The organism is Spirosoma sp. SC4-14, from assembly GCF_037201965.1.
Taxonomy (GTDB): Bacteria; Bacteroidota; Bacteroidia; order Cytophagales; family Spirosomataceae; genus Spirosoma.
In genome coordinates, this window is sequence record NZ_CP147518.1 from 3,677,202 (window position 1) to 3,703,549 (window position 26,348).

The window sequence follows — 26,348 nt, forward strand, 5'->3', positions numbered from 1 at the left end:
CCTGGCTTCACTTGGTTTTAAATCAATGGAAAAGACACAAGAGTACATGATTGACCCGAAGAAGGCGGGTTTTCTTCAGATTCACGGTTTGCCGTATGTCTACATCAATAAAGGCTCGGGTCGTGAAGGCCCTTCGGCAAAGTTCCTGACTGATACTGTGGCTAAGCAGCTTTTAAAAGATCGCCCGGACCTGGTAGAGGTTATCGTTAAAAATCCTGACTACGAAGCACCGGCCCCCAAACCTGCTAAACCTGCCAATGCAACGGGTGGCAAGGGCAAGGCAACAGCGAAAGCCTCCAAAGAAACTGGTACCCCAGCCAGTGATCAAAAGGATTCGGGCGAAACTGGAGCACCGACCGAAGGCGCAACGGATAGCCCGCCTGAAGACCCAGCCGAACCGACCGGCGAAGAGACTGGCCAGGGCGAAGTCGGTGACGATTCAACCGAAACCCAGAGTTCGGACGATAGCGACACGGGCGATCCCTCAGAAGGAGCCGACGAACAGAAGTCGGAAGACACGCAAAATCAAGGTACTGACCCTAACGCTTAATCAGCCTTATGGCTAAAATTCAAAGACGGCCGCAAGCTAAGAAGAGGCTCGACACCAAGCCAACGGTGTCGGGCTTTCTTCCTTATGGGCGGGGTGATATGTTCCCTCAGGACTTCAAAGACGCCATAGACGATTCTGATACAGCGTCGGCCGCCGTTGAAGCCCGACACGACTTTATTGTCGGTAATGGTTTAGATGTCGAAGAGCTTGCCGACATGATCGTCAATAAGGACGGCGAAACCTTAGATAGTATCGTCGATAAAACCGGGTGGAATATCTCAGAAGGCGAAGTCATTACGCTGCATTTCGGTTATAATGGGCTTGGTCAGATCAATAGCATCCGGGCGGTACCCTGGGAAATGGTACGATTGCTAGAACCCGACGAAAACGGCAAGTTGACTCATGCCGGTATCTTTCCATTTCTCGATAACAGCTTCAAGAAGGACAAAAAGAAGGAACATACCCTTTTGCCGCTCTTCAATCCAGATCCTGAGGTAGTGCTTTCGCAAATCGAAGCCGTTGGGGGTATCTGGAATTACTATGGTCAGCTATTGTATTTCAAAACGGGTAAACCGTCTTCCGATTATTATTCACGGCCTCGACTCTTCGGTACTGTCAAGAATCTGGAGACTGAAAAGGAACTGTCGGACTACGACTTCTCTGTCTCTGTCAATGGTTTCAATATTTCAGGAATCTGGAAACAGCTTAAAAAGCGAAGCTCACCGTCTGATGAAGAGGAAGACGAAGACGACACAACCTCACGACTCGAAGAGCACCAGGGCGGTGTAAATGGTGGTAAGATATTGGTATTTGAAGCGGACAATGCCGAAGAGCTGGAGGCAGCCAATTTTGTGCCAACAACAGGCGCTGGGTTGGCCGATCGCTACAACGCAACTAACGAGCGGGTTGCTCAGCGGATCGCGCGCCGGTCCCGAGTACCCAACGAGATTATCAACATCCGCAAGCAAGGCGGCATTGCACCAACGGGTGAAGAAATGAAAGTTGCCAGTCAAATGATGATGCAGGCCGTCAATAAAGAGCAGCGTCAAATTGACCAAGTGCTTACTATGGTTATGCAGTATTGGCATGAACCGTTACCGGTTGCCGAACCAAAATTTGAAATCCAGAACCTGAATTACTTCACTGACCAGGTGGCACAGCCCGACGGTAATACAGCAACTATTAACCAGTAAACCCAATGGAAGCCTATCAACCACCCATACCGCTACTCAGTTGGTTGAGTCCTGATACATTCAAAAACAACATCGGGACACTACCAGATTCCTTTCGGGTCGACAATAAGCTTAACTCGATATTCACCCGTATTGTCGATACCTGGCTTACCGAGCTGATTGGTCTGAACAATGTCACGATTATTAACCAGGTCCTGAAGAGCTTACCGAATGCCAGTCCCCAGGGCTGGCCAGAAGATACCCAAAAATGGATGCAGAACATTGAACCCTTTTTGGCTCATGCCATTTGGAGTGAGTATATTTTAACCTCGAATGTAACGGTTACGGTGAATGGTCCCGTTACGGTCTACAGTGACGGCAGTGAGCCCCTGACCGATCAGCAACGGAAAGAAATATCCCGGCTTCATAAAGGTTATGCCGATACCTATGCTCTGAAGCTATCCAAAATGGCAGCCTCTTCTCAATGTGGCGCACGCGTCGGATCGGGCAGACCTTCGATCAAATCAGCAGGCGGCAAACGGCGTAGTCGCTTTCAATAAAATCGACGATGATTTCGACAAAGCTCATATGGACACCTCAGCAGGATCAGTTTCTTCGCGATCACTACGAGCACTATTCAGCCCGTGAGTTGGCGATCAGGCTTGGGCTAAAATTTGGAGCGGTTCGTAAGCGAATTCTTGCTTTGGGCCTGAAGAAATCACCCGAAGCGAAGCGTAACCATATCCTGAGCCTAAGCCAGCATAAAGAGGATCGATGGTCGGATGACGAATTGACGTTTTTACGTACCAACTATGCATTGATGTCGAAAAGCCAGATCGGTAAACACCTTGGCCGGAGCCAGGGCAGTGTCTCTTACCAGGTCTTTCGATTAGGGCTTACCAAATCAAAGGAGCAGGCCCGGGCCCTATTCCTGGAAAATCGATTCGTTGCCTCTTCTTCTTTTACGCCGGAAGAAGACCAGTTCATTACTGCTCATTGGACCAGCATGTCCAAGGCCGATATTGCCAAAGCGATTGGCCGCAACCGGCGTGAAATCGTGATGAGTCGAGGCCATAAGTTAGGACTAACCCTTTCTCAGACCGAACGGAAAAGCATCCTGCAGAAAGGGTCGTTAAAACGTGATGACATATTCAGTGATGAAGAAATTACGTATATCCGGGAGCACTTTACGACACTACCCATACGATCTATTGCCAAAGCGATCTGTAGACCCATTCGATCCGTTCGGGATAAGGCCAATGCCCTTGGGTTGACGTTGACCCAAGAAGCGCTTGATGCGAAACGGGCACACCCGGATTTTTACCCGGATTCCTTTATTGCCCGTGCGATTACCCGAGATCCTGACCTGCTGCAGGAAGTGCTGAACACACCGAACCTAATTAAACTGAAACGACTCCAGATTCATTTAAATCGTAAAATCAAACAACTATGAGCAATCGTTCCATTCACGACCGGCTTGAAGAGCAACTGAAAGCGATGCACAATAAAAGCTTTCTGTGTAATACGTACCTGGAGCGGGTATTAAGCTGGAAATACGAAGATGATCGGGTTTATGTTGAAACGAGCCGCCGAATGATTGGGGGCACGTTACCCGAAATATACAGTCGACTAACGAGTCAGGAATTTTTAGAAACTGAAGAGGAAGATGATTTACCCTCTGAACGAGTCCCATCGGTTGATCAATTGGTCGCTGTGCCAAAGTTAAAATCGCTGGAGGTGTGTGATAACTTTATGGATTCACTCACCCGGGCGATGGAGCAGGTTGAAGCCAGTCCAGATTTTAAAGACCAGGCTCAGGTAATGACCAACATCGCCGGGAAAGCCATTGAGTACGCGAAGGTTCAGCTTGACGCGTTGCGGCTGGCCAGAGATATTGTTCGCAACCGATAGTTGAATGAACCCCTATCATAAAAACAGCCCAATGGCAAGACCGTTGGGCTGTTTGATTATATCGTTAAATGGCACTATTTAATTAAGCTTTGACTGGCTGGCCTGAATATTTACGAGGTGAGTATTCAATCGCTCTTACCAGGCGTAAACCAAGTTCCGGAATTTCTTTAACATTTTCACTGTCAATGACCCCTCTGTTAATCCAGTTGATTACCGTTTCGGTGTTTTTGATGCCAAACTTAGTGGCATAGTTTTTCGGGGTCAGCCAATCGGTCAACGGGTATTCAACACCATGTACTTTTAAGACGGCAATCGCGTCTTCACGTTTGGCTTTACTTTGGGCAGTTACTTGAGCAACTTTATCAAGTAACGCCTGCTGCACTTCGGGAGCCATTTGGCCAGGCATTTGCATGATGGTATCCCGCACTCGTTGCATATCCTCAGGACTGGAAATATCCTTAATAAGCAGAATAAGTTCTGTCGTTTCCATAACCTCTGTTTTTAAAATATATAGGTACTCAATCTATAAATAGGCTGTAAAGGGCGGGGCTTTCGCCCCGGTACCCTCACTCAAACATGTCTCTCATTTCGTACCATCCACTGAGTTCCTCCAGAGCATCATCGATGGTTTTTTGTACCTGATCTGAGGTTTCGCCTTTCTCGTTAATCAGGTGCCGAACATCGTCTAAAATTGACTCCTGAAACTTGATGTGGCCTTCGATAAATTTACTTGCCATTTACGATCTATTTAACGCCCATCCCCTGTGGATGACATTGTAAAGGTAGTAATTTATTTGTTAGCAAACAAACAATTTAAGGAAAATAAATAAGGATAAAGCAAAAAGCCAGACTAAAGTAAGTCTGGCTTTAAGGTCATAACAGCTATTTGGCAACTGTCGATTATAAGTCCCTATAAAATGCTGATTTACAGGGTGTTATAACCTTATTTGCAGAGAGCGAGGGATTCGAACCCCCGGTACCCTTGCGAGTACTTCTGATTTCGAATCAGACCCGTTCGACCACTCCGGCAGCTCTCTGTTTCGTTTTCGGACTGCAAATATGCAGGATTACGAACAATTACGCAATAAGTGTTCAACAAAAAAAAGTTTATTCGCTCATCTCTCCGCTAAGTGGTTGAGCCAGAAGTTGTCGAATGTTGGCCAGGTTAGTTTCCTGACCCAACAAAAACATAAGTTTCGTAATGGCCGCTTCGGTTGTGATGTCTGCACCGCTAATGACGCCAATCTGCTGAAGCATTTTACTGGTCTGATACCGTCCCTGGGTAACCCGGCCGCCTTCGCACTGCGACACATTGATGATAAGTACTCCCCGGTCGATAGCTGCTTTTAGTGTATACAGAAACCAACGGTCGGTCGGTGCATTTCCGGCTCCAAATGTTTCCATAACAACACCCCGTAAATTGGGAATAGAAATTATCGATTCCACAACGGATTGAGTAATGCCCGGAAATAATTTCAAAATCGTTACCCGTGAGTCCAGGGATGTGCGAATGTGTAAGATTGAGTTGGGCTGGTAGGGGCGGATATAGGGGCGGTTGTAATCGATACTGACACCAGCCGTAGCCAGGGGCGGGTAGTTTTCGGAGGCAAAGGCGTTGAACTGTACACTTTCGTGTTTGGTTGAGCGGTTGCCCCGCAGCAGTAACGAATTGAAATAAACGCAGACTTCAGATACAATCGGTTTGCCATCTTCCTGAGCGGCAGCAATCTCCAGGGCCGTAATGAAATTTTCCCGCGCATCGGTACGGGCGATGCCAATGGGCAATTGGGCACCGGTGAGCAATACGGGTTTATTCAGTCCGTCAAGCATAAAACTGAGTGCCGAGGCCGTGTACGACATGGTATCCGTACCGTGCAGAATCACAAAGCTGTCGTATAGTGGGTAATTGCTTTCGATTAACTGGGCCAGCTCAACCCAAACAGCGGGTTTCATGTTCGACGAGTCGATAATCTCATGAAGCGTCAGTATGGTTATGGCAAAATCGAGCCGATTCAGTTCAGGAACCCGGTCGAGTACCTGTTCAAAATCGAATGGAATTAATTGATTGGCTTTGGGGTCGTATACCATACCAAATGTGCCTCCCGTATAAATTACCAATACCGATGACCGTGGTTCTTTGGTCGAACCTGGATTCAGGCGAACTGTTCTATAAGTCATTCCCGATGAAATGAAAGCGATGAAATGAGATAGGCCATAACTGCCAAACGGTTATTCGGGGAGCAGGTTTGCGTATAAGGCAGGTAAAAGCGATAAGGCAGCAGCGGTCGTATGTCGCGCAACATCGTCGATACTGACCTGTTTCAGATCGGCAATACGCTGGGCAATGAGCCGTAGGTAAGCGGGTTCGTTTCGTTTACCCCGGTATGGTACCGGTGCCAGATAAGGCGCATCGGTTTCGAGTACTAAATGATCAAGTTCTACATAGGGAAGAACGTTGTTGAGACCACCATTTTTGAACGTACTGACTCCGCCGATGCCTAATTTGAAGCCCATGTCAATGGCTCGCTTCGCTTCATCAAGAGTGCCGACAAAACAATGAAAAATGCCGGTCAGGCCCGGAAAGGCCAGCTTTTCGATCAGGTCGGCGGCTTCCGAAAAAGCATTTCGATCGTGTCCGGATCGGGTATGCATCGAAACCGGGAGTTTCTGTTCAGCCGCCCACCGCAGTTGAATCTCAAATGCCTCAAACTGCTGGTCGACAAATGTCATATCCCAATAAAAATCAAGACCTATTTCGCCAACAGCCATAAACGCATGGCGATTGAGCTGATCCTGAGCTGCTGCCAGTTCACGTTCAAACGTATCGTTGACATAGGCAGGATGCAGCCCCATCATGGGCAAACAGCGATCGGGGTAGTGTTCGGCCAGGGCCATCATGCTGGCCACTGTTTCCTGAGCGCAGTTGGGCATCCATATCTGATGGATTTGTTGTGCTTCGGCCCGTTTCAGCATCGCATCATAACCACCCGTAGCCTGGTCGTCGAACTGCGGATCATAAATATGGGCGTGGGTATCAATAAGTATCATACCAGCATTGAGGGGTAGTGAACGATGGTTAAAAATGGATTCCTCTCCTCATCGGTTACTACGTGTAACTTCGTCCTTTCCATTCAATCCGGGGCGTCAGGAAATAATATAACACCGACGCTGGACCAATCATGAGTTGATATATTCCAAAAAGCAACGCATAGGGCCACAACTTGGTTTGCCTGATGCGACTTAATCCGAAGGAAATTGTCAGGGCCTGAAAAAATACGACGATCACATAGAGGCTACTTGCTAAGGTTGGCAGCAAATAGCCAACGGCTACTAGAATCGGTAGCGTCAGGTATTGCCCAAAGAGCAATACCCGCATCCAGATGGGTAAGTCCATCGCTCCCCGCATCCAGCGTTTTCGCTGTTGAAAAAACTGCTTTGCTGTATCGACGGGCTTCGTTCTGGCCAGTAGCTGCTCGTTGAGGACATTGCGAAAGCCAAACCCTTTACTGACTATGGCCCGAAAGAGCGTATAATCTTCAACTACCGAAACGGGTAACGCTTCATAGCCCCCAACTGCATCATAGGCTTCGCGCCTGACCGCCATATTATTGCCCATTGCCGTAACGGGCCAGCCAACCTCGCTTGCCAGATGTACCAGCGTCAGGTTATAGAGCCAGTCGATGGTTTGCAGTTTATGAAACAGACGTGGGCCTTCGGGTAAGGTTATACCAGTTACGATACCAGTCGATTCGGTCATGTAGGTTTGCATAACCGCAATCCAGTCGGGAGCTACCACCGTATCGGCATCCGTAAAGAAGCGGTATTCGCCCCTGGCCAACGTGTTTAACTGCGCTAACACATTGGCTTTACCGGGCAGATCCAGCCATACTGCCGAAATGTCAATTAACCGAAATGAGGGTTTATCGGCAATGTAGTCAGCTACGACAGCCCGAGTTCGATCTGTCGATTGATCATTTCCAATCAGCACCTCCAGTTCCTCAGCCGGAAACTGGAGCCGGGCTATAGCTTCCAGGCAGGCTAAAATGGTTGTTTCTTCGTTGCGGGCAGCAATAAGAATACTGACAGAGGGTTGTATTGGTGCTGGCAAAGGATCAATAACCGGCATAGACAGGCTGTGGTACGGCCCGAAATGCAAAACCCCGCTCTGAAAAGTGAGCCAGCATTCGGGGCAATACATACCGCATGGTTGGCCAGGCTTTCAGGCTATCGTGAAACACGACAATTGAGCCCGAATGCGTGTACTGAATGGTTTTTCGAAGGCATACATCAGCCGGTAACCGCCGGTCGAAATCGCCGGTGAGCACATCCCACATGACTACCGAATAATTTTCCATCACTTCGGCCACCTGCGTTTTTTTTATCCGGCCATAAGGGGGGCGAAACAGGGCGGTATCAACCCCGAGTTGCTCCTGACATTTTTTTATGTTCTCCAGATAGACAGCATCGTCGGTTTTCCATCCATTTAAATGGTTAAATGTATGATTACCAACCATATGGCCTGCTTCCAGTACCTGGTAGAGCACATCCCGATGCTTTCGAACATTATCGCCAATACAGAAAAAAGTTGCCTGGGCCGCATATTTATCGAGCTGTTCGAGCACAAACTCCGTTACTATCGGAATTGGCCCATCATCAAATGTCAGATAAATAGTAGGAGTAGCCTCATCTTCGATCTTCCACCAGAACTCAGGGTAGACCGTCCGAAGCAGAAAGTTGGATTTATGCAGGAAAAGCATACTGTTTCGAATAAGTACTTAACCGTAAGCTAGTTAGCTCTCATTAAAGTACAGTTTACTGAAATCGTTTACGAGTTGGATTTCAGTTTTGCTCAAAAATACGAGTCAACTAATTACCTATACGCTAAAATCGAAGATTTGTTTCATAACGGTCGGTTGCAGTCCTGATTTTTGGATTAATAGAAGAATGAAAGCGGTTAAGAAGAGATGATGAACCCCGATCTGGTTAAACAATAAGTTGCCGTGTAGAAGAGACGGTCAATTACCAACAATTAATTTTATGGTTAAAAATACTGGATAGATTGGGATAAAATGAGCAATCTACTTACTTTGCAGGAAGTATTCGGCCGTTGGCATGTTTTTCTCTCTATTCGCACTGATGAGTTTTTTTTAAAAATTAATATACTTGACTGGAAGTATATTTTGAATTAAATAATTTACTATATTAGACAAACTATAGCAACTCTTTTTTTATAATAGTCACTACCAAATCCATTCAATCAACTGTGAGCCAAAAACAATTTGACAAACTACGCTTACAAAAGCGATATTACGATTCGCTGGTAAACAGTCGGCTTTTTTCGGTAAACTTCATGGAAGTAGCTGTAAAAAAGCTTATTCCCACTAACCCGCCCGATGGGCTACTGGTTAATCAGAAACACTATCTGGCCCATTTGCATCAGCAGTGCCATACATTTGTTGCTGAGTATAATCGTATAGCTCTTTTACTGGAACCAAGCGAATAGCTTTTGCTGAATCTGATTCCTGTCAGTCAATGGCACTGGAGGGACGGGAAAATATCGGTTTATTTTAGTTTTCTGTCCTTCCAGTAGTATCCTGTTTGCTGGGCCACCAGGCCAAAAAACACAACATATACGGGATAGATTAGTTGCGTAAGAGGAATGGTTGGTACCTGCTTATTTTTTTGCAAAAAAAGGAGAACCTGCCGCAGGAATAAAAACTCAGGTAAGGCTTTCAGCCCGATAACAAGCAGTGCCGTACTACTGCTAATGGTGTTGAAGAGCCAGGCTACTACCGCTAAAACGGGGGCCGCATTGCTCAGGAATATAAAAACCGCCAACAGAGAAGGCCCCCAACTCTGATACATTCGCCACTTACTGGCCCAGCGCTTACGCTGGTTATAGAACGCTTTCCACGACTGATGTGGACTGGTACTGACAATGGCTTCGGGGCTTTTCAGGAACCGAATAGCCTTCGGGTAACGATTGGCAATTTTGTGCATCAGAAATTCGTCGTCGCCGGAGGCTATATGGTCGATTCCTGAAAAGCCGCCTACTTCGCTAAAGGCCTGTTTTTCATAGCATAGATTAGCGCCATTGCACATAGTTGGCATGCCCAGCGCCATTGTACAGGCTCCAGACCCTATTAAACTGGCAAACTCAACGGTCTGTAGGGAATCGGAAACTGTATGTTCTGCCGTGAAGGTTACCGGCCCCGAAATAAGTTTTGCTCCTGTAGACTGGTAAAACGACGCAATAGTTGCCAGCCATGCTGGCCCCACACGGCAATCGCCGTCTGTTGTAACGATCAGGTCGCCTTTGGCCTGTGCAATGCTTTGGCTGATGGCCCGCTTCTTGGGTGATGACGTTGGTTCATCGGTTAAAGCCAGCAACTGTAAATTAAAAGACACTGACTGAACACAGGACCGAACAATCGATACCGTATGATCGCTCGATGAATCGTCGGCCACTATCACTTCAAACTGTGGGTATGATTGCTGGTTAAGATCCGCTAACAACTTTCCAATGGTATTGGCTTCGTTTCGAACCGGTATTACCACAGAGATATAAGGCTGATGCGGAACAGCAGCTAAAGGCTTAAAGAAGGGGATTCGAACCCAGGTAATCCATAATATGAGCGTAAACAGCGCATAGAGTAGGCTCACCGCTATTAGAAACAGTGTCATTCGGCGGTTATTTTTAGTTTCCAAACCCAGATCAATCCCACCAGAACAGGTGTTAATACATTGGCAAGCCAAAGCGTTAATGTTGCCGTCAGTAGCACAGGGACCGGCAGATTTAATGGTGCAAAGACCCACAGCGAAGCTGCTTCCCGAACGCCCAGATCACTAAGCAGATTAAACGCGGGGGTTATGGTTTTCGCCAGAAAGACCAGCCCGATTGCTGAGGCTGAAATGAGCACCGGCAAGTCAATGCCAAGTAAGCGTAAGGCCAGGTAAAACTGTACAGAAAATACCAGATACCTAAGGGTAGCAGCAAGCAGAGCCAGGTAAATTTCACGGTTGGTGTATTGCCCGGCAACGTTCCAGAATTGTATTAACCAGCGAAATGATACTCGGCTTTCGGCCCATTTTAAGAGCGGTCTGCGCACAATTCCTAAAAGTATGCCCAGACTTACCAGAACAGCCAGCAACCCCAGTAGCCATTGCCCGGCTGCGGTGTTGCGTTCGGGCACAAAATGGACATAAGAAGCCCAGGCAATTGTTCCGAATACAATGGCGACATAGAATTGCATTCCCCCCGAAATCAGCGAAGCCCCGATGGCTTCAACCCGCTTGTTTCGCAACGACAGCACCCGGCCCGCCGTATCGCCCAACTGGGCAGGTAAGGCAAAACCCAATGATACCCCGGCTAAAACGCCCTGATAGGCTTGCCAAAACGTTTTTTTCTCAATGCGCTGGAGCAGAATCTGCCATTTCAGCGCTTCGAAGCCCCAGTTGATGGGGATTAGGAACAGCAGCGCAATAGCCCAGTATTCGGGTTTGCTTACGGTGCTGAGCTGGGTCTTTAGGATAGCCCAATCCAATGGCTGTTGGCGTAAGGTATGGTTTATATAATAAAGCAGACCGGCAAAAACGATGATTTTGCCCAATAAAATGATTTTTTTCGTTGGTTTCAGCGACAAAACGTATAAGAACACGTTACTTTGTAAAGAGTACAACACTACGTTCATGACACTTACTCCACAAACCGCTACGACATTGCCAGATAACCCAACTCCGGAAAAAATCATTCTGGGAGTAGACCCAGGCACCCAGGTTGCCGGTTATGGCATCATTTCGGTAAAAGCAGGAGTGATGACCATGATGCAGTATGGAGTAGTTCAGTTGAGCAAATATAGTACCTACCAACTGAAGCTCCAGAAACTTCACGAAACCATACTGCGCCTGATCGATGAATACCATCCCGATGAGATGGCCATTGAAGACCCGTTTTTTGGCAAAAATGTTCAGGCTATGCTGAAATTGGGTCGGGCTCAGGGGGTAGTGATGGCGGCTGCGCTCTCGCGCAATATTCCAATTGTAGAGTATGCACCCCGCCGAATCAAACAATCGGTAACCGGTAACGGAAATGCAACTAAAGAACAGGTCTCGCAAATGGTCAGCCATTTGCTGGGCGAAAAACTCAATCCTCAGTTTTTCGATGCCACCGATGCACTGGCTATTGCTGTTTGCCATCATTTCCACGAAAATGCCCTGCCGACCGTATCCAACAAAAAAACAAAAAAAGGCGCATGGGGTGCCTTTGTCAGTGAAAATTCCAATCGAATCATGTAAGGCTTTCGGCCATGGGTCATTGGCTAATTGGTCGTTCGTTTCTTATTGAAACCAATGACAACCTTCTAACCACATGCCTACATTTCAGAAAACGATCAACCTCCCCGCATATCCTCGTGGCTTTCATCTGATTACCCGTATTGTTGAACGTGAATTTCCGGATTTGCAAAAAATCAGGATTGGCATTCTGCACGTGTTCATCCAGCATACATCGGCCAGCCTGACTATAAACGAAAATGCCGATCCAACCGTAAGGGGAGATTTTGAACGGTATTTCAACCGGGCTGTTCCCGAAAACGCTCCTTATTATCAGCATGACTACGAAGGCTCCGACGATATGCCTGCTCACCTGAAAGCGGCCATGCTGGGTAGTTCGGTTACGATTCCTATCACCAATGGGCAGCTCAACCTGGGCACCTGGCAGGGCATTTACCTGGGTGAACACCGCAACCAGGGCGGTCGCCGTACGTTGGTGCTAACCGCCTGGGGTAACGAGTAAGCGGGTGGGGTAGGCCCCCAACCCGACCGGTTTCGATTACCGCAACAACCTCCAGACGGCTTCAACGCTCGTGACCGGAAGCTGGCAGGCCCGGTTGTAGCACACATAAATAGCTGTTTTACCATCGATAGGGCCTCGCTGTTCCAGAAGCGGTAGATTTCCCTGCCCGGTGGTGCCACAAAGTACTTTATTCGGATAAAACTCGGCATCCAGTTCGGCCCGATACTGATCTGCATCGGGGCCAGTAATGGCAATTTCGGCCGTTGGACGAAGCCGCATAGCAAACTGAGCAGCCCAGTTGGTGAGGTAGTCGGCGTTTTGCTGTACCAGTGGTTGTACCCGACCCAGCATCCGATCGGCCCGGTCGGCATAATCCGGGCGTTCGAGCAACAGACTTAACAGGTATAAATTTTCGGCCATCATCGAATTGGAAGCCGGTATTACATTGTCGAACAGCTCTTTACGGCGGGCAATTAGTTCTTCGCTGTTTTTGTCGGTAAAGAATAACAGATCGTCGGACTCAGGGTCTGGGTCCGTAAAGTTTTTCAGCACATACTGCATCAACTGATCGGCTTCTGTTAGCCAGCTTTCTGCAAAAGTAGCCTGATAAAGCCCCAGCAGGCCATCGATCACTGCTGCATAATCGTCTAGAAAACCAGCCTGACGTGCACGGCCATTTTTGTAGGTATGCCAGAGCCGACCATTCCGGCTATCCCGCATTTTTTTCAACAGAAAATACCCAAGCCGAAGCGCCAGGGCCAGAAAATCGGGTTCGCCAAAAACACGGTAAGCGGTGGTTAGGCCTTTGAGCATCAATCCATTCCACGAACAGAGGATTTTATCGTCCAGACCAGGCCGTATGCGTTCGTCGCGTATGCGCAGCAGGCGCGTATGGGTGGCATCGAGCCGCACATTCAACTCGGCGAGTGGCCAGCTCATCCGTTCGGCAAAAGCTTCGTCGGATTCAGTACGGTGCAGAATATTTCTTCCGTGCTCCCAATTCCCTTCGTTAGTGAGGTTGTAGAGATCGGCAAACCAATCGTAATCGGCACCGAGTGCGTTCTGCAACTCAGGCGTTGTAAAGGTGTAAAACTTGCCTTCTACGCCTTCACTATCGGCATCCAGGGCCGAATAGAAGCCGCCCTCCGGACTGAGCAATTCGCGCTGGGCAAACCCAATCGTTTGATAAACAACACGACGATACAATGGACTTTTGGTCAGGCTATATGCTTCGGCATATACGGCCAGGAGTTGTCCATTGTCATAGAGCATTTTCTCAAAATGGGGAGCAAACCAGTCGGCATCGGTCGAATAGCGGGCAAAACCGCCACCCAACTGGTCATAGATTCCACCGAGCGCCATCCGGTCGAGGGTTAGCCGAACCTGATGCAAAGCGGCATCGTTGCCGTCGGCTATAGAGACGCTGGCATCGTAATACCGCAGCAAAAACCGCCAGATGCTGGGCATCGGAAACTTGGGTGCGCGACGCATTCCGCCTTTTTCATCGTCGGCTTTAACGATTACCTTCCGATAAAGCACCTCCAGTGTTTCGGGCGAAAACAGCGGATCGCTTTGAGTTAGTCCATATCGGTCGGCATCAGTAAGGTTTAGTTCATTGGCAAACCCTTCTGCTGATTTTTGCAGATCATCGCGGTGCTCTACGTAGGCATCGCCAATACTGTTCAGCAGATTCACCCAGTTGCGTGGTGGCAGATAGGTAACACCATAGAACGGTTTTGCATCGGGCATCAGAAACACATTCAACGGCCAGCCACCCTGTACACCCATTGCCTGCACAGCATCCATATAAATGGCATCGACGTCAGGGCGCTCTTCCCGATCGACTTTTATACAAACGAATCGCTCATTCATCAGTTGGGCAATCTCCTCGTGTTCGAACGATTCGCGCTCCATCACATGACACCAATGGCAGGCCGAGTAACCAATACTCACCAGAATAGGCTTGTTTTCGGTAGTAGCTTTGGTGAGTGCCTCCTCTCCCCACGGGTACCAGTCGACGGGGTTATGGGCATGTTGAAGTAAATAAGGACTCGTTTCGTATATGAGCTGATTGGGCATAGCGACCAGAGATGTTTCGTTGCGACTCGTATGGGCTTTTGTTTGAAATCATACGGGCTTGTACTATATATAGGCCGAAAGGCCGGAATTGTTCGGGACCGGGCAAAAATAGTGGAAATTCCTGAGCTGAATTTTTCTGATTATCGGCACAGCCAGCGAGCCAAACGAACAGATCAATGCCATGCAACTCTAATTGTTTGCGGAGGCATCGGGAACAGAGATTGTTGCCAAATCTGATCGCTTCTCAGTTTGCGCTGTGCTTCTACTTCAGACAACCCGATTTAGTTTGTTAGTGATTACTTTGCCCGAAGGTTTAAGATTTTTTAAAAGATTCGACGTAGAGTTGCCCCGACATTTGGCTGGTTTGTACTTTTATGTACCGGGAATTGCTGTTTTACAGCCGTAACAACAAATTATGCCTCGTATTGTTGATCTTTCCAAACCGATTCGCTACAACACCAATGATCCGTGGTTTATGCGGGTCAGAATCAAGCATAAACCTCATGAAAAAGCCAAATGGCTCATTCGATTGCTGGGCTTGCCCTTCCGGCTATTTCCGGAAGGGTTTACGGGCTGGGCCGACGACACCATCCAGTCGATGGGGGTTCACTCGACCACTCATATCGACGCGCCCTGGCATTATTCGCCAACGGTAGCCGGGCAACCCGCCAAAACAATCGATCAGATTCCGCTCGACTGGTGTTATGGCGAGGGAGCTATGATCGACATGAGCCACAAAGCCGATTTCGATCCCATTACAATTGCCGATTTGCAGGAAAGCCTGCACAAAACCGGAACGGTGCTGAAACCAACAATGATTGTGCTGATCCGAACGGGGCGCGATACGCTCAACGGGACGAAAGAATTTGCGGAAAAAGGCACCGGTATGAGTCCCGAAGCCACCCGATGGCTCATCGGGCAGGGAATAAAAGTGATGGGCATCGATCAATGGGGTTGGGATTTACCGCTACCCTACATGATCAAACAGGCAAAACTCAGCCAGAACCCTGAATTATTCTGGCAGGCACATCTGGTTGGCCGGGAGTTGGAATACTGCCATATGGAGCAACTGGTTAATCTCGGTGCATTGCCTCCGGTGGGCTTTAAAGTCTGTGTATTTCCGCTGAAAGTTGTAGGAGCCTCGGCCGCCCCGGCCCGCGTAGTCGCCATCTTTGAGGATTAGTGTTCATCCTGCTGGAGAACCTGTATATTTACCTATCTTGCAAACGCATTAACAAAACGATTAGCAGGTATCGACACCCGTCCTTCGCTCATTGGTCAACAGAACTGAATGGAAAAGAAAGGAGCCATTGAACCATTAGCTACCGACAAGGCAAAATTTATTGCCCTCAGTGAGCTAATTATTGAAAAAATAAAAACCGGTGAGCTACAGCCGGGCGATCAGATTCCGTCGGAAAATGAGCTCATCAAAACGTTCAATATTAGTAACACAACGGCCCGAAAAACGCTGCTCGAAATAGAGTCGAAAGGCTGGGCCCGGCGCATCAAAGGCAAAGGCACGTATGTCCTGAACCGTACGGAAGACCATCATCTGCTTCGTACGCTTGGCTCCATCTACGCCACACGGCGCGGTTTTCACGACAGTCTCATTGCCGAAGGATTTACACCCAGGAATATCGTTCTGGAAAAAACCATTCTTCAGGATGGTATTTCCTCAGAAATCAACGGCCGCCATTTTATCATTGATGGCCCCGTAATGAAACTGCATCAGCTGCGTTATGCCGATGAACTGCTCATTAAAGATGAAGTGAAATACATCTCCCTCACACTTTGCCCTAAAATTAATCGACTACCTACCGAAATTTCGTATTTTAAAGTTTATGAAGTTAATTACCGATTGAAAATCAGCGAGGTACAGCAGACGCTTGGGGTTACGATTCTGGAACCCAACACAACTAATTTTGAATTAAGCAAACCAACCCCTGCCTTTGTGCTCGACAGTGCCGTTGTTTGTACGGGCGACAAAGTCGTTGAGATTGAGCAGTCGTATTATCACGGCGACAAGTATAAATTCGCTGTCATTGCCAACCCCGATCTGGCTCAGCGCTCCTCCAGTTCAATTACTTCCTGAACCACTTCAACAACTCATCGACGATTAGCGCATGACCGGCCCGGTTGGGGTGGTTCACGTGCGACATATAGTTCGTTAAATTGCCTCGTTTGGCTACTACTTTAAACTGCTCATAGGGATCAGCCAGACCCGTATGATACTGCCCGGATAATGTTCTGATCTGTTCAGCATAAGGCTCCAGCGGATTTTTGTTATCCAATATATTCAGCCGCTGATCGGGCGAGGGCGTGAGCAGAATAACGGGTATCTTTTTTGCCTGTGCCGCCTTGATCATTTTCTCCCAGGCTTCCCGAACCTTGCCAATGTCAGCGAAACGGTCGTTCAGGGCGTAGTCGATGAAGAGCACATCGGGTTTATGAACCAGCACATCCGACTCAAATCGAGTCTGGCCTTTGATCGAATTTTCGCCACCGATAGCCGTAACAATTACGTTGATGACCGCATATGGATAGCGCTCTTTCAATGTCGCCAATAGCAGATTGGGATACGACTCCAGTGTATGCACTTCGTGGTTATGCCAGTAGCCAGCCGGAACCGAATGCCCATGAAAAACCAGATTGATAGTCCGATTCTTCGGCCAGACCGTGATTAGTTCGTTTTTAACGTCGGTCAGATACGTTGCCGAATCGGCAGGTTGGGCGATGCTGGCCAGCGAGACTGCCAGCAGATGTATCAGAAAAAACAGGTTTCTCATCTTACAATAGAACACAGGATTTTAGTATTACCAGAACACCACTAAATCGCCGGTTGCCTTGTCAACGACATAATGATTGCCATACTTTTTATCGCCCAATTTGAACTGGACTTGCGGCTTGGTTCCCCACGGATAGCCCGTGTTGGCATATACATGAAGTGCCTCGGCTGAGACACCTTCGTCGGGGTAAATGCGAACCGTGGCATTTTTTAGGCCCGATAGGCGCACGCACCGTTTCATGTGCTGAACGCCTGATGTCATTTCCTGGCATGACACAATCCCGTCGGGTTGTGTTACAAAAAAACGGCTTTCCCTGTGCCATGCCTTGGGTAACTGGTAGACCGAATACCCATTCGTTAGTTCGGTTTCATAACCCGTAAGCAGCGGTGCGCCCTGCGGTAGTTTAAACCGGTGCGTTACGGTTGTATTTGGACAATAGCCCGAGAAGAAAAAGCCATTGTTGCCACGAGAAATAGCCAGCACCGGGTTTTTGACCGAGGGGTTCCGCTTATCGATCCGGTAGTCTATACCAAATTCGTTCAGAACATAGCGCATCAATAAAGGCCCCGTAAACAGTTGTTCGGGATTGTCGGGAGTCAGGAGTTTGCCACCGGTAAATCTGCTGGAATTTGTTCCGCGCACATAGGCCACTTTTCCGCCCTTCCAGTCTGGTTTCTCCCGCACCCAAACCACATCGCGGCTATTGTTGCCCTGGGTCATTCTGGTCAGCACATGGGTACCCACATCGGTGTTGTTTTTCACCTGTGTTGCCAGCCCTCCACCCGAAAACAAGGCGCGGTGCGTAATTTTTTCGGGAGAGGGTTTATCAAGCTTATCGATGTTTATCGTTGAATATACCTGAAAATCGCCTTCCAGGGCCGATGTGTTTTGCAAATTCAGGAGATTTAAGAAAGCAGCTCCAGCCTGATCGGCAGGGCCATATATCAGCAGCTTTCCGCCATTCTGCACAAAGTTAATCAGCGATTTTTCGAGCGACGAACCACTCTCTGGCACAATCGATACCAGAATCGACTCACTGAAGTAGGCTGGTTTGTCGGTAATGACTTTTTGAAATGAGTTGGTCGAAATAACAGTGTTCAGCGGAAAGCCATTGTTAATGGCCTGGCGAATGAGCCAGTCGCCATAATAAATTTCGGGTAATCGGTCGGGTTGTCTGTAGGCCCAGGAGTGGTATTCGTCGAACGGATATACCCAGACCAAGGGGCCCGGTGCTGTCGGCGAATCATAGCGGGCTTTCAGAATGTGTGGTGTGACTTCATCCGGTACTTGTGCGGGCATTTCGCCATACGTATTGTCGGCGGTCAGGAAGTTCAGATGCGTTGGCAGCCGCACTTCGCCTTTGGCATTGATACGGGCCACGGCCATTGGCAGGTAAATGTCGTGCGGCTCCTGACCATACCGATCGAGCCAGGGGCTATTGACCCACCACGGATCGTGGGTGTAGTAGCGGAATAGGTACCGCTCGTCGGGCAGTTCGGCCATGCGCGACATATAGCCGGCCATTTCGAGCCCAAAATCGCCATCCAGTGCGGCCCAGGGCGAATTGGGGGGCGGTAGCATGTTGTAATGGCCACCGTAAATTTGCTTCAGATCAACACCATCGCGGGCGAGGTCGGCTCCTGTGGAAAGGTTTGTGCCGCGTGTCTGGATCTGAACTTTGGGGCATTCCTTTCGGAACAGGTTCCAGAAATTGGCAATCAGTTCGCGGGTATTGGCTAGTTTTTCGGCAGCAAAGGCTTTCCCGTCGAAAATAGCACCCGTGGATGACCAGCCTTCTACGCCAAAACCAAATCCATTGCTAAGCCAGATGAAATCATATCCCAGATCAGTCAGAAAATGCTGGCTTTGCCGCCCCAGAAACGTCCCAAAGGGCGTATTGGCCGGTATGCCTTTCGGAAAACCAGCATAAGACTCCGTATCGGCATTCAGGGTTGAGTAACAGCTAACCATCGTTTTGTGCCCCATGGCATTACCACCCAGAATTTCGGGATGCTTTTTGTACTTAAATTCCGAATGGGCAAACTCCGGCCCCGGATCGAAGGTCGCTCCAATGCGGATGGGTTTTCCCGTTACCCGTCGCCCCGATTCTTTCAGCGACTCGATGATGTATTTCAGATCGCCGTAGGTAAATGATGGTGGGTTATTGATATACAGGAGTGCGCGCTGGTGGAGCGAGAGATCGGCTGGGCCTGAGCCCACTTCATGATCGGTATTCGGATTGCCCATGTAACGTGCCCATTCCAATGGCTGATCCAGCTTGCCTGTATAATCCAGAATTTCGGAACCGTCGGATGTCCAGAGCATGACCGATACCGTATCCGTATGGCGCAGCAACGATGCCCACTGCGTAAACAACTCAGTCGATACCTGATTGATGTAAGCTTTCTCATTTTTCCTGAACGGCTTCAGCGACAGTTCCAGGGTAATGTTGTTGAACGGTTTGCCCCGTAACGTCGAATTATCGAGGACGGGGGAGTCGGTACTGGTGGTAAAGCCAACGATGGCGATACTCAGCACGCAGATAAAACAGATGATTTGCGTACGCATACGTTGAAAAGTTTAGACAATACGAAACCTGCCTCCCCAATACGAGTTGCCTGGAGAGATGTTTTTTTTGAGTAAATAGAGTTATAGAAAGATGACTGCTAGCGTCCCATTATGAGCCGGATTTGTGCGGATGACTGCTGAGTATCCTGAAGTTGAATGCTTAGGTTTTCTGCTTTAAACTGCAACCGGTCGATGGCCAGCGTAATGGTCTGAATGCCTTGTGGAAGATTGGTCATTATGCCTTTTGCCGTTAGGTTAAGGGGCTTCTGGCCTACCCAGGCCGTTATGCCTGCGGTCGAGTTAAAAGCCAGGTCAACATTCCCTTTGCTGACCACCTCCAGTTCGAATCGAACAAAACTGTATCGTTTCCCCGAATTCACGTCCACAATCGGTAGCTCATCAACGGGGAGCACGCCCGAAACAGTGCTGTAAATAGGAAGGGTTACTAGTTTATCGTTGGCTTTTGCGACATAAACCAGCCCATCTTCAGTAATTTTTCGAGTCAATTCGTTGCCGCCCGACACAACGGCCCAACGTCGAACCAGCCGGTCGGTGGGGACACGAAACTGCCCCGATTCGCCAATTTTCGACAGAAATCCAATCAGATTTATGAACTCATCTTTCTCCAGACCAGCGGTTAATCCAGCCGGCATGAGTGAGCCCGGTGTTTTTTCGATGGTTTTAATCTGGTTTTTGGGAATGGCAATTTCCGTTCCTGCCACATCGCGTATGACCACTTCCGAGGTTCCGTTGCTGACCAGATAGGCCATCAATTCGCTACCATCTTTTTTGAGAATCCGCTGTAGCTCGTAGCCTTCCTTAATCGATAAGGTCGGATACAGTACTGATCGGATGATGGTTTCCACGGGAGAACTTGTGCCCAGGCTGCTCAAATCGGGTCCGATGCGACCACCCGCTCCGCCAATTGCATGGCATGTTTGACAGAGCAGTTCAGTTCTACGGAATATTTTTTCTCCCAGCATTGGATTGGCCGACTGACCAATGGTTTTAGCTAATGCACTGATTTCGTTGCTGCTAAGTTGCTGGGGCATTCGTTCGACCGGCAAAGTACCGCCCGAAGCTTCCAGAGCTTTCTGTAACTGAATTACTTCATCGGCTTTCTGTCGATTCCACGGAATGTTTCGCGGCATTAGCTGTCGACCCGCTTTAGCAAACGATTCCGGTATTTTTTTGGCTGCTATAGCATCGGCTAACGCCTGGGTGCCGGTCTTCGTTGCAAAAAAAGCCCGAAACAGTTCGGTTGCATCCGTTTGTTCGGGGGCAGATCGCAAGAGATCAGTGCCAATCTGGGCAGCCTCCGGTGCATCCAGCGATACGAGTTGCGCCGTAGCCATCACTCGTAATTCCGGGGTATTTTTAGAGCCGCTCATGACCACCAACGCCTGCCGGGATTTGTCGCTTCCCATGATCGCCAGCGCGTTTAAGGCTGCCTTTTTTATTGGTTTATCACCCTGTCGAGCCAGGCTTGCGAGTCGGTCGGTTAGTTGATCCATGTGCCACAAACCAACCAGTTGGATTGCATTTGTGGCAACGGCTGCGTCGTTGCTGCCAATAAAATCGGCAATGCGGTCAAGGCCATTCGAAGGTTTAATGGTACGTTGCAGGGCTGCTTCGGCCAGGGTTGCCAGTCGTGCTGATGTTTGTTTATCGTGTGCCGCATAGCCCGCAATCGCCATATTGAATAGTGCATTCATTTCTGCCGACTTACCCCATTTGGCAATCGAAGTCAGCACATCTTTCTGGTATTCGTCAGGCACCTGCCCTTGCTGATAAAGCCGTGTCAGTTGGGCGGCAGCTTCCGAATCGCTCACCGATTTCAGGGCAAAAACCGTTTTTCGGGTATCGCCCAGAAAAGTGGGGTCAGCTTTCAGGCGGCCTGCCCACTGGGGTTCCAGTTCGCGAACTGTTTGCCATAGCGCAAAATCCAGAAATTCATCCATTGGGCGATCGAGCGCAGTCAATGCGGTTCGGGCTGCTTCTGCCGAATGGAGCTTTCGTAGAGCAATTACCGCTTCCAGCCGTACCCGAGGGTGAGAGTCCTCTACGGCTTTCGACAGTAGCGCAGCTTCTTCTTTTAGCTGCCCATGCCACAATTGAAAGGCTCTCAAGGCCGCTGCGCGAGCATTGGGGTTCTTCGCTTTCAGCAAAGTTTCCAGCAACGGGCCATTCACAACATCGAGCGTCTGGTAGGTCCAGAGTGCTTCTAACAGCAGGTGTTCGTAATCTGCATCGGTCTTGTCCAGACCACTAACCCATTTTTCCAGTGCCGGAATAACTACCTTGGCGCCCTGTTTTTTTAGAACTTGTTTAGCCTGCAAACGAGTCCAGTCTTCAGGCTGTCGCAATGCGTTGAGTAATTGCGGGACGGTTGCATTTTCGAGTTGTGGTTTCGTTACCAGTGGTCGGTTTTTGGCCACAATTCGCCAGATTCGTCCGTGCTGCTGGTCTCGGCGCGGATCGTGAAAATCCACTTCGCCATGCTGAATGATTGGATTATACCAGTCGGCAACGTAGATGGCTCCATCGGGACCAACCGAAATATCAACCGGGCGAAAGGCAACATGATCGGTCCAGAGTACATCCTCCATCTGCTTCGATGCAAAACCACTTCCCTGCTCTTCCAGCTTAAAGCGATTGATCCGGTTAGCGCGGAAATCGTTGGTAATTAAACTACCTTGCCAGGAGTCGGGGAGGTGTCGTCCTGAAATAATATCCAGCCCACTGTGTTTCGGCTGACCAGGATTCAGCCCACGCATAATTCGCTCGGCACCGGGGGCAGTCAGGAAGGTGGCACCCGGAAAGGCGTAGTTAATGCCTTCGAAACCAGCACCATCAGTCATGAATGTTGTTCCCCAGCGCGAGAATTGCAATCCCCACGGATTGACCAGTCCTTTGGCATATACATCGAGTTCCAGTTGCTGTGGCCGTAGTTGCCAGACCCCGCCCCCTTCCAGTCGTTTGATGCCTGATGGTGTTTCAACGTGGCTGTAGATGTAGATCGACTGGTTAAAATACAGATTTCCTTCTGGCCCCCAGCGAAATGTGTGAATCAGATGGTGGGCATCGGCCGTTCCGAATCCACTCAATATCCGGCGTTTTTTATCTGCTTTTCCGTCGCCATCGGTATCGGCAAAGTGCAGGATTTCTGTTGAATTAGCGACATAAACACCGCCATCACCGGGCAGAATTCCTGTTGGTGTCAGCAGACCCTCGGCAAAAACGGTCGATTTGTCGGCCTTACCATCGCCATTGGTATCTTCCAGCACGTAAATCTTGTCGTTAGCCTGTTCGCCGGTTTTAAGGTGCGGATAGGCCGTACTGCTCACTACCCATAGCCGCCCTTCGGTATCCCAGTTCATCTGAATCGGTTTAACGACCATCGGTTCAGCGGCAAACAACGTCACCTCAAACCCATCGGCAACCTTAAACGATTCGAGTTCCCGTTTTACGTCAGGATCAGGTACGTCGGCAGGGTTATCCTGCCGTACGAGAGCCGTTGTCAGCAAAATAACGGGGATAATCAGGCTTTTACGCAGAAACGTTAAGGATTGCATACTGTTCGATACGATGTGAAAAAGCGTAAGAATGAAAAGAGTGAAAGCCGAATTGAGTCAGGGGCTAACCCTTCATTCGTTTGCCCGTTCGCTCTTTTCGTTAAGTGGTGTGAGTTGATAGGTTGCCGATTTGGGCTGGCTATTCACGGCTATTTGCCCTTCGAGCCACGTAATAATAAAACTTTGCTCCTCCAGCCCTTTCTTATGGCGCCCCTGTTCGTAGGACCGGAACCCAATAATATAGGTTTGGTTCATGGGCCGATATTGAAAGAAAAACAGTTCGTTCTTCTTCTGAATCATCTGTCGCAATGCTGCCGATCGGGTAAATGCCGGGCCCTGCCGAATCAGGACTCCGTCGGCCCACTGTTTCGACGAAGCCGTGACGACATTATCGTTATCGACAGTCAGGGTGTAGAATCCTTTTTTCAAACCGGTTATTGTGAGCATTTGTCCGTTATCGACAGCTATCATTTTTCCGTCCTGTTCTGGCGACGGCAAAGGCAAATAGGGGTCATTGACCACAAAACGTAGAGCCGATTTGTCGCCAGAAAGCCATTTGGCTGGCAAAGCCGACGCCACGGATTGTTTGGCCACGTCAATAGTAATATCGCCCTTGCGGGAGGGCAGTCCCAACGCTTTTTCAAAAACAGTTGCCAGAAAATAGTAGCCCGTTTCGTTCAGATGGATACCGTCTTCAGTCAGTACAGCCTGCTTACTTTTCTCCTGAATTGGCCTCAATACATCGATGTATCGTATTTTTCGGGCCGTTGCGGTCTGGGCAATAGTTGAGGCATAGCTATCCAGTGCAGTATTCCATTGTGTTGTTTTATCCGATGGAGCCAACAGAACCGGAATTGGCGATACCAGAATCGTTTTTGCGCCAAGCCGATCTATCGTATCCAGTAACTGATTTAATCCCTGTTTGAAATGTGCCAGCCCCGATTCTCCTTCCTGAGCCTCAATGCCTCCATAGGCCACAAACACCACCGTTGGTTTGGCATTGGTGAGTTGCTGAATGAGCAGTTCATAGGGTGTTGGTGGCGTTGTTACGTAGCTTCGTGCATCGCCAAAAACATTGTCGCCCGACCAGCCAATGTTTCGATACGTCACCTTCCGGTCGGGCCAGCGGGTGGTTAGGGCCAATTCCAGATAACCGAATTGTACATCATCTTCAAACAGCGAATTTCCCAGAAAGACTACCCGGTCGCCCAATTTCAATTCAAACGCGTCGGTTGCTTGCTGCGCCGAAACCAGTCCACAGAAAGCACTTAGAATAAGTATAAGGGCAACAAATAAGATCGGTCTTCGCATGGGAAACTGGCTTATATGGAATGCTGATTTTACTCAGTACTGGGCAAAAGACTTCAGATGCCAGCCGTTAGCCATTGCCACAGCATACGTAACGGCTGGCGAATAGGCCGACAGATCATAAAAATCCGTTGGGGTTGCTGTGCGGTGCTCGTTTATACATAGCTAATAGCCTGGATTCTGCTTCAATGCCGGATTCAGATCGATTTCCGTTTGTGGAATCGGGAAAAGTAATTCGAATTCCTGTACCGAAAAGTTAAGCTTCTGACTGGCAAAATGAGCGTTCAATACCGTTTGTGCCCGCCCGGTACGCACCAGATCGAACCAGCGATGGCCTTCATACAGAAACTCGATTCGTCGTTCGCGTTCCAGTGCCAGCCGCATATCGGTCTGCGAGAGTGCTGATAATGCCGCCAGCTTGGCCCGTTGACGAATTTGATTCAAATAAGGCAAGGCCTCGCTGGTTTTACCCTGTTCGTTCAAAACTTCGGCATACATTAATAAAACATCGGCAAAGCGAAGAATGGTGAACGTTACGGAACCATCGCTCAAATCTGTCGCTTTGAAATCGACAAATTTCAGACCGTAGCGACTATACGATTTTTTTCCACCAATCAGCGTAACAGAATCATTGACCGATATGGCTTTTCGGGCATCCCCCGGTTCATAGGAGTTGATTAAGTCCAGGGTTGGAACAATGCGCCCTGCTCCCTGCAAATTGTTCGGAAAGATGGCCATACTCGTAATGGCTGGGGTAAACAACGCCGAATAATTGTTTCCCAGCGATTGCCCCGACAGATAATCTACTTCCAGAACCGTTTCGGTCAGATTGATATTCCCGTTTGTTACCAGAGTTTTGTAATCGGCAAGGAGCGAATACTGTTTTGAGTCGATCACTTCTTTCAGCTTGGCGGCCGCCAGATCGTAGTTTTTCCGGGTCAGATAAACCTTTCCTAACAGGGTTTTGGCGGTCATCTGCGAAACCCGCGTTTTGGTTGTGTTGAGTGCGGTAGGGAGCAGGGTTTCGGCACTGGTCAGATCCGACAGAATGAGTTGATAAGCCTCTTCACTGGATTTGAGCGTTAAATCGGCAGCCGCTACCTGAGCCGGACTGGTAAATGTCTGGTTGGCAATCGGGACATTTCCGAATAGTCGCACCAGATAAAAATAGCTGAATGCTCGCAGAAACTGCGCTTCGCCTTTAATTCGGTCTTTGGAGGCCTGGTCGAAGTTCACCGCATCGATCCTGTTCAGAATAGTCGTACTCTGCGAAATGGTGTACAGGCACACGCTCCAGACCGACCGAACATAAGCGTTCGTTGCAGTGATGGCATTCTGGTCCATTTGCATTTCATCGGCCGAAGGTGACGACCACTGTATTTCGGTATTATCGGTTGTGAGTTCGGTCAGATACAGAATGTTGCTTGTGCTATACAGACCACGTAATGTGCTGTATACACCCACCAGAGCTGTTTCAAAATCATTCTGATTCTGGTAAAAACTCTGATCGCTAATCTGGTATTCGGGCTTCAGGTTTAAAAAATCCTGACAGGATGTGAGAGTGGCCGTAAAAAGAAGTAAGGCCAGTAGGTTCTTTTTCATGAC

General features: G+C 48.8%; 24 protein-coding genes and 1 tRNA gene. 10 read left to right on the forward strand and 15 right to left on the reverse strand.

Annotated features, from left to right (window positions below; translation table 11 throughout):
• The first annotated feature begins 25 nt into the window (after positions 1 to 25).
• From WBJ53_RS15010 to WBJ53_RS15030, 5 genes are read left to right on the forward strand one after another with little or no spacing between them, the layout of a single operon-like run.
• Entirely contained in the window at positions 26 to 550 is a 525-nt protein-coding gene (locus WBJ53_RS15010; protein WP_338876965.1) for a hypothetical protein, read from the forward strand.
• Positions 551 to 558: 8 nt separating this feature from the next.
• Positions 559 to 1,743 (forward strand): hypothetical protein, encoded by a 1,185-nt coding sequence (locus WBJ53_RS15015; RefSeq protein ID WP_338876966.1) that lies wholly within the window; start codon positions 559 to 561, stop codon positions 1,741 to 1,743.
• Positions 1,744 to 1,748: 5 nt separating this feature from the next.
• Positions 1,749 to 2,282, forward strand: coding sequence for a hypothetical protein (locus WBJ53_RS15020; protein ID WP_338876967.1), 534 nt, complete (start codon positions 1,749 to 1,751; stop codon positions 2,280 to 2,282).
• An 8-nt stretch (positions 2,283 to 2,290) separates the two neighbouring features.
• Positions 2,291 to 3,175, forward strand: coding sequence for a hypothetical protein (locus tag WBJ53_RS15025; protein ID WP_338876968.1), 885 nt, complete (start codon positions 2,291 to 2,293; stop codon positions 3,173 to 3,175).
• Positions 3,172 to 3,633 (forward strand): hypothetical protein, encoded by a 462-nt coding sequence (locus tag WBJ53_RS15030; RefSeq protein WP_338876969.1) that lies wholly within the window; start codon positions 3,172 to 3,174, stop codon positions 3,631 to 3,633. Before WBJ53_RS15025 ends, WBJ53_RS15030 begins: the two co-directional genes overlap by 4 nt.
• Positions 3,634 to 3,715: 82 nt before the next feature.
• On the opposite strand, the gene WBJ53_RS15035 is transcribed toward WBJ53_RS15030, so the two are convergent.
• From WBJ53_RS15035 to WBJ53_RS15065, 7 genes are all read right to left on the reverse strand, one after another.
• Complete coding sequence (locus tag WBJ53_RS15035) at positions 3,716 to 4,123, reverse strand: hypothetical protein (protein ID WP_338876970.1); 408 nt, start codon at positions 4,121 to 4,123, stop codon at positions 3,716 to 3,718.
• A 76-nt stretch (positions 4,124 to 4,199) separates the two neighbouring features.
• Positions 4,200 to 4,370, reverse strand: coding sequence for a hypothetical protein (locus tag WBJ53_RS15040; protein ID WP_338876971.1), 171 nt, complete (start codon positions 4,368 to 4,370; stop codon positions 4,200 to 4,202).
• Positions 4,371 to 4,583: 213 nt separating this feature from the next.
• Positions 4,584 to 4,670 (reverse strand) — tRNA-Ser (locus WBJ53_RS15045).
• A gap of 70 nt (positions 4,671 to 4,740) precedes the next feature.
• A complete protein-coding gene (locus WBJ53_RS15050) occupies positions 4,741 to 5,811 on the reverse strand; it encodes an asparaginase (RefSeq protein ID WP_338876972.1) in 1,071 nt (356 codons plus the stop codon).
• A gap of 51 nt (positions 5,812 to 5,862) precedes the next feature.
• On the reverse strand, positions 5,863 to 6,681 hold the full coding sequence (locus WBJ53_RS15055; protein WP_338876973.1) for a TatD family hydrolase: 819 nt from the start codon (positions 6,679 to 6,681) through the stop codon (positions 5,863 to 5,865).
• A gap of 58 nt (positions 6,682 to 6,739) precedes the next feature.
• Positions 6,740 to 7,759 carry a glycosyltransferase gene (locus WBJ53_RS15060; protein ID WP_338876974.1) on the reverse strand — a complete coding sequence of 340 codons (1,020 nt, stop codon included), beginning with the start codon at positions 7,757 to 7,759 and terminating at the stop codon, positions 6,740 to 6,742.
• Positions 7,746 to 8,390 (reverse strand): polysaccharide deacetylase family protein, encoded by a 645-nt coding sequence (locus tag WBJ53_RS15065; RefSeq protein ID WP_338876975.1) that lies wholly within the window; start codon positions 8,388 to 8,390, stop codon positions 7,746 to 7,748. Before WBJ53_RS15065 ends, WBJ53_RS15060 begins: the two co-directional genes overlap by 14 nt.
• A gap of 506 nt (positions 8,391 to 8,896) precedes the next feature.
• Between WBJ53_RS15065 and WBJ53_RS15070 the strand changes: the two genes are divergently transcribed.
• The gene (locus WBJ53_RS15070) at positions 8,897 to 9,136 is read left to right on the forward strand and encodes a hypothetical protein (RefSeq protein ID WP_338876976.1); all 240 of its coding nucleotides are present in this window, start codon (positions 8,897 to 8,899) and stop codon (positions 9,134 to 9,136) included.
• 59 nt (positions 9,137 to 9,195) lie between these two features.
• Here WBJ53_RS15070 and WBJ53_RS15075 read toward each other — a convergent pair whose 3' ends face one another.
• Together WBJ53_RS15075 and WBJ53_RS15080 are read right to left on the reverse strand one after the other, a co-directional pair.
• Positions 9,196 to 10,317 (reverse strand): glycosyltransferase, encoded by a 1,122-nt coding sequence (locus WBJ53_RS15075; protein WP_338876977.1) that lies wholly within the window; start codon positions 10,315 to 10,317, stop codon positions 9,196 to 9,198.
• Complete coding sequence (locus WBJ53_RS15080; protein WP_338876978.1) at positions 10,314 to 11,276, reverse strand: lysylphosphatidylglycerol synthase domain-containing protein; 963 nt, start codon at positions 11,274 to 11,276, stop codon at positions 10,314 to 10,316. The genes WBJ53_RS15075 and WBJ53_RS15080 overlap by 4 nt, the downstream gene beginning before the upstream one ends.
• Positions 11,277 to 11,322: 46 nt before the next feature.
• Between WBJ53_RS15080 and ruvC the strand changes: the two genes are divergently transcribed.
• Together ruvC and WBJ53_RS15090 are read left to right on the forward strand one after the other, a co-directional pair.
• Complete coding sequence (gene ruvC / locus WBJ53_RS15085; RefSeq protein ID WP_338876979.1) at positions 11,323 to 11,928, forward strand: crossover junction endodeoxyribonuclease RuvC; 606 nt, start codon at positions 11,323 to 11,325, stop codon at positions 11,926 to 11,928.
• A 73-nt stretch (positions 11,929 to 12,001) separates the two neighbouring features.
• Entirely contained in the window at positions 12,002 to 12,427 is a 426-nt protein-coding gene (locus WBJ53_RS15090) for a secondary thiamine-phosphate synthase enzyme YjbQ (protein WP_338876980.1), read from the forward strand.
• 36 nt (positions 12,428 to 12,463) lie between these two features.
• On the opposite strand, the gene WBJ53_RS15095 is transcribed toward WBJ53_RS15090, so the two are convergent.
• A complete protein-coding gene (locus WBJ53_RS15095; protein WP_338876981.1) occupies positions 12,464 to 14,506 on the reverse strand; it encodes a thioredoxin domain-containing protein in 2,043 nt (680 codons plus the stop codon).
• A 415-nt stretch (positions 14,507 to 14,921) separates the two neighbouring features.
• On the opposite strand from WBJ53_RS15095, the gene WBJ53_RS15100 reads away from it, so the two are divergent.
• On the forward strand, positions 14,922 to 15,689 hold the full coding sequence (locus WBJ53_RS15100; protein ID WP_338876982.1) for a cyclase family protein: 768 nt from the start codon (positions 14,922 to 14,924) through the stop codon (positions 15,687 to 15,689).
• 108 nt (positions 15,690 to 15,797) lie between these two features.
• A complete protein-coding gene (locus WBJ53_RS15105; protein WP_338876983.1) occupies positions 15,798 to 16,598 on the forward strand; it encodes a GntR family transcriptional regulator in 801 nt (266 codons plus the stop codon).
• Here WBJ53_RS15105 and WBJ53_RS15110 read toward each other — a convergent pair.
• The 5 genes from WBJ53_RS15110 to WBJ53_RS15130 form a co-directional block, all read right to left on the reverse strand.
• Positions 16,588 to 17,292, reverse strand: a complete 705-nt coding sequence (locus tag WBJ53_RS15110; protein ID WP_338876984.1) for an SGNH/GDSL hydrolase family protein — start codon at positions 17,290 to 17,292, stop codon at positions 16,588 to 16,590. The two genes, WBJ53_RS15105 and WBJ53_RS15110, sit on opposite strands and share 11 nt — an antisense overlap.
• 27 nt (positions 17,293 to 17,319) lie before the next feature.
• Positions 17,320 to 19,860 (reverse strand): hypothetical protein, encoded by a 2,541-nt coding sequence (locus tag WBJ53_RS15115; RefSeq protein ID WP_338876985.1) that lies wholly within the window; start codon positions 19,858 to 19,860, stop codon positions 17,320 to 17,322.
• Between the two features lie 98 nt (positions 19,861 to 19,958).
• The gene (locus WBJ53_RS15120; RefSeq protein ID WP_338876986.1) at positions 19,959 to 23,435 is read right to left on the reverse strand and encodes a PVC-type heme-binding CxxCH protein; all 3,477 of its coding nucleotides are present in this window, start codon (positions 23,433 to 23,435) and stop codon (positions 19,959 to 19,961) included.
• A gap of 72 nt (positions 23,436 to 23,507) precedes the next feature.
• Positions 23,508 to 24,746 carry a GDSL-type esterase/lipase family protein gene (locus WBJ53_RS15125; RefSeq protein ID WP_338876987.1) on the reverse strand — a complete coding sequence of 413 codons (1,239 nt, stop codon included), beginning with the start codon at positions 24,744 to 24,746 and terminating at the stop codon, positions 23,508 to 23,510.
• Positions 24,747 to 24,908: 162 nt separating this feature from the next.
• Positions 24,909 to 26,345 (reverse strand): RagB/SusD family nutrient uptake outer membrane protein, encoded by a 1,437-nt coding sequence (locus WBJ53_RS15130; protein WP_338876988.1) that lies wholly within the window; start codon positions 26,343 to 26,345, stop codon positions 24,909 to 24,911.
• Between the last annotated feature and the right edge of the window lie 3 nt (positions 26,346 to 26,348).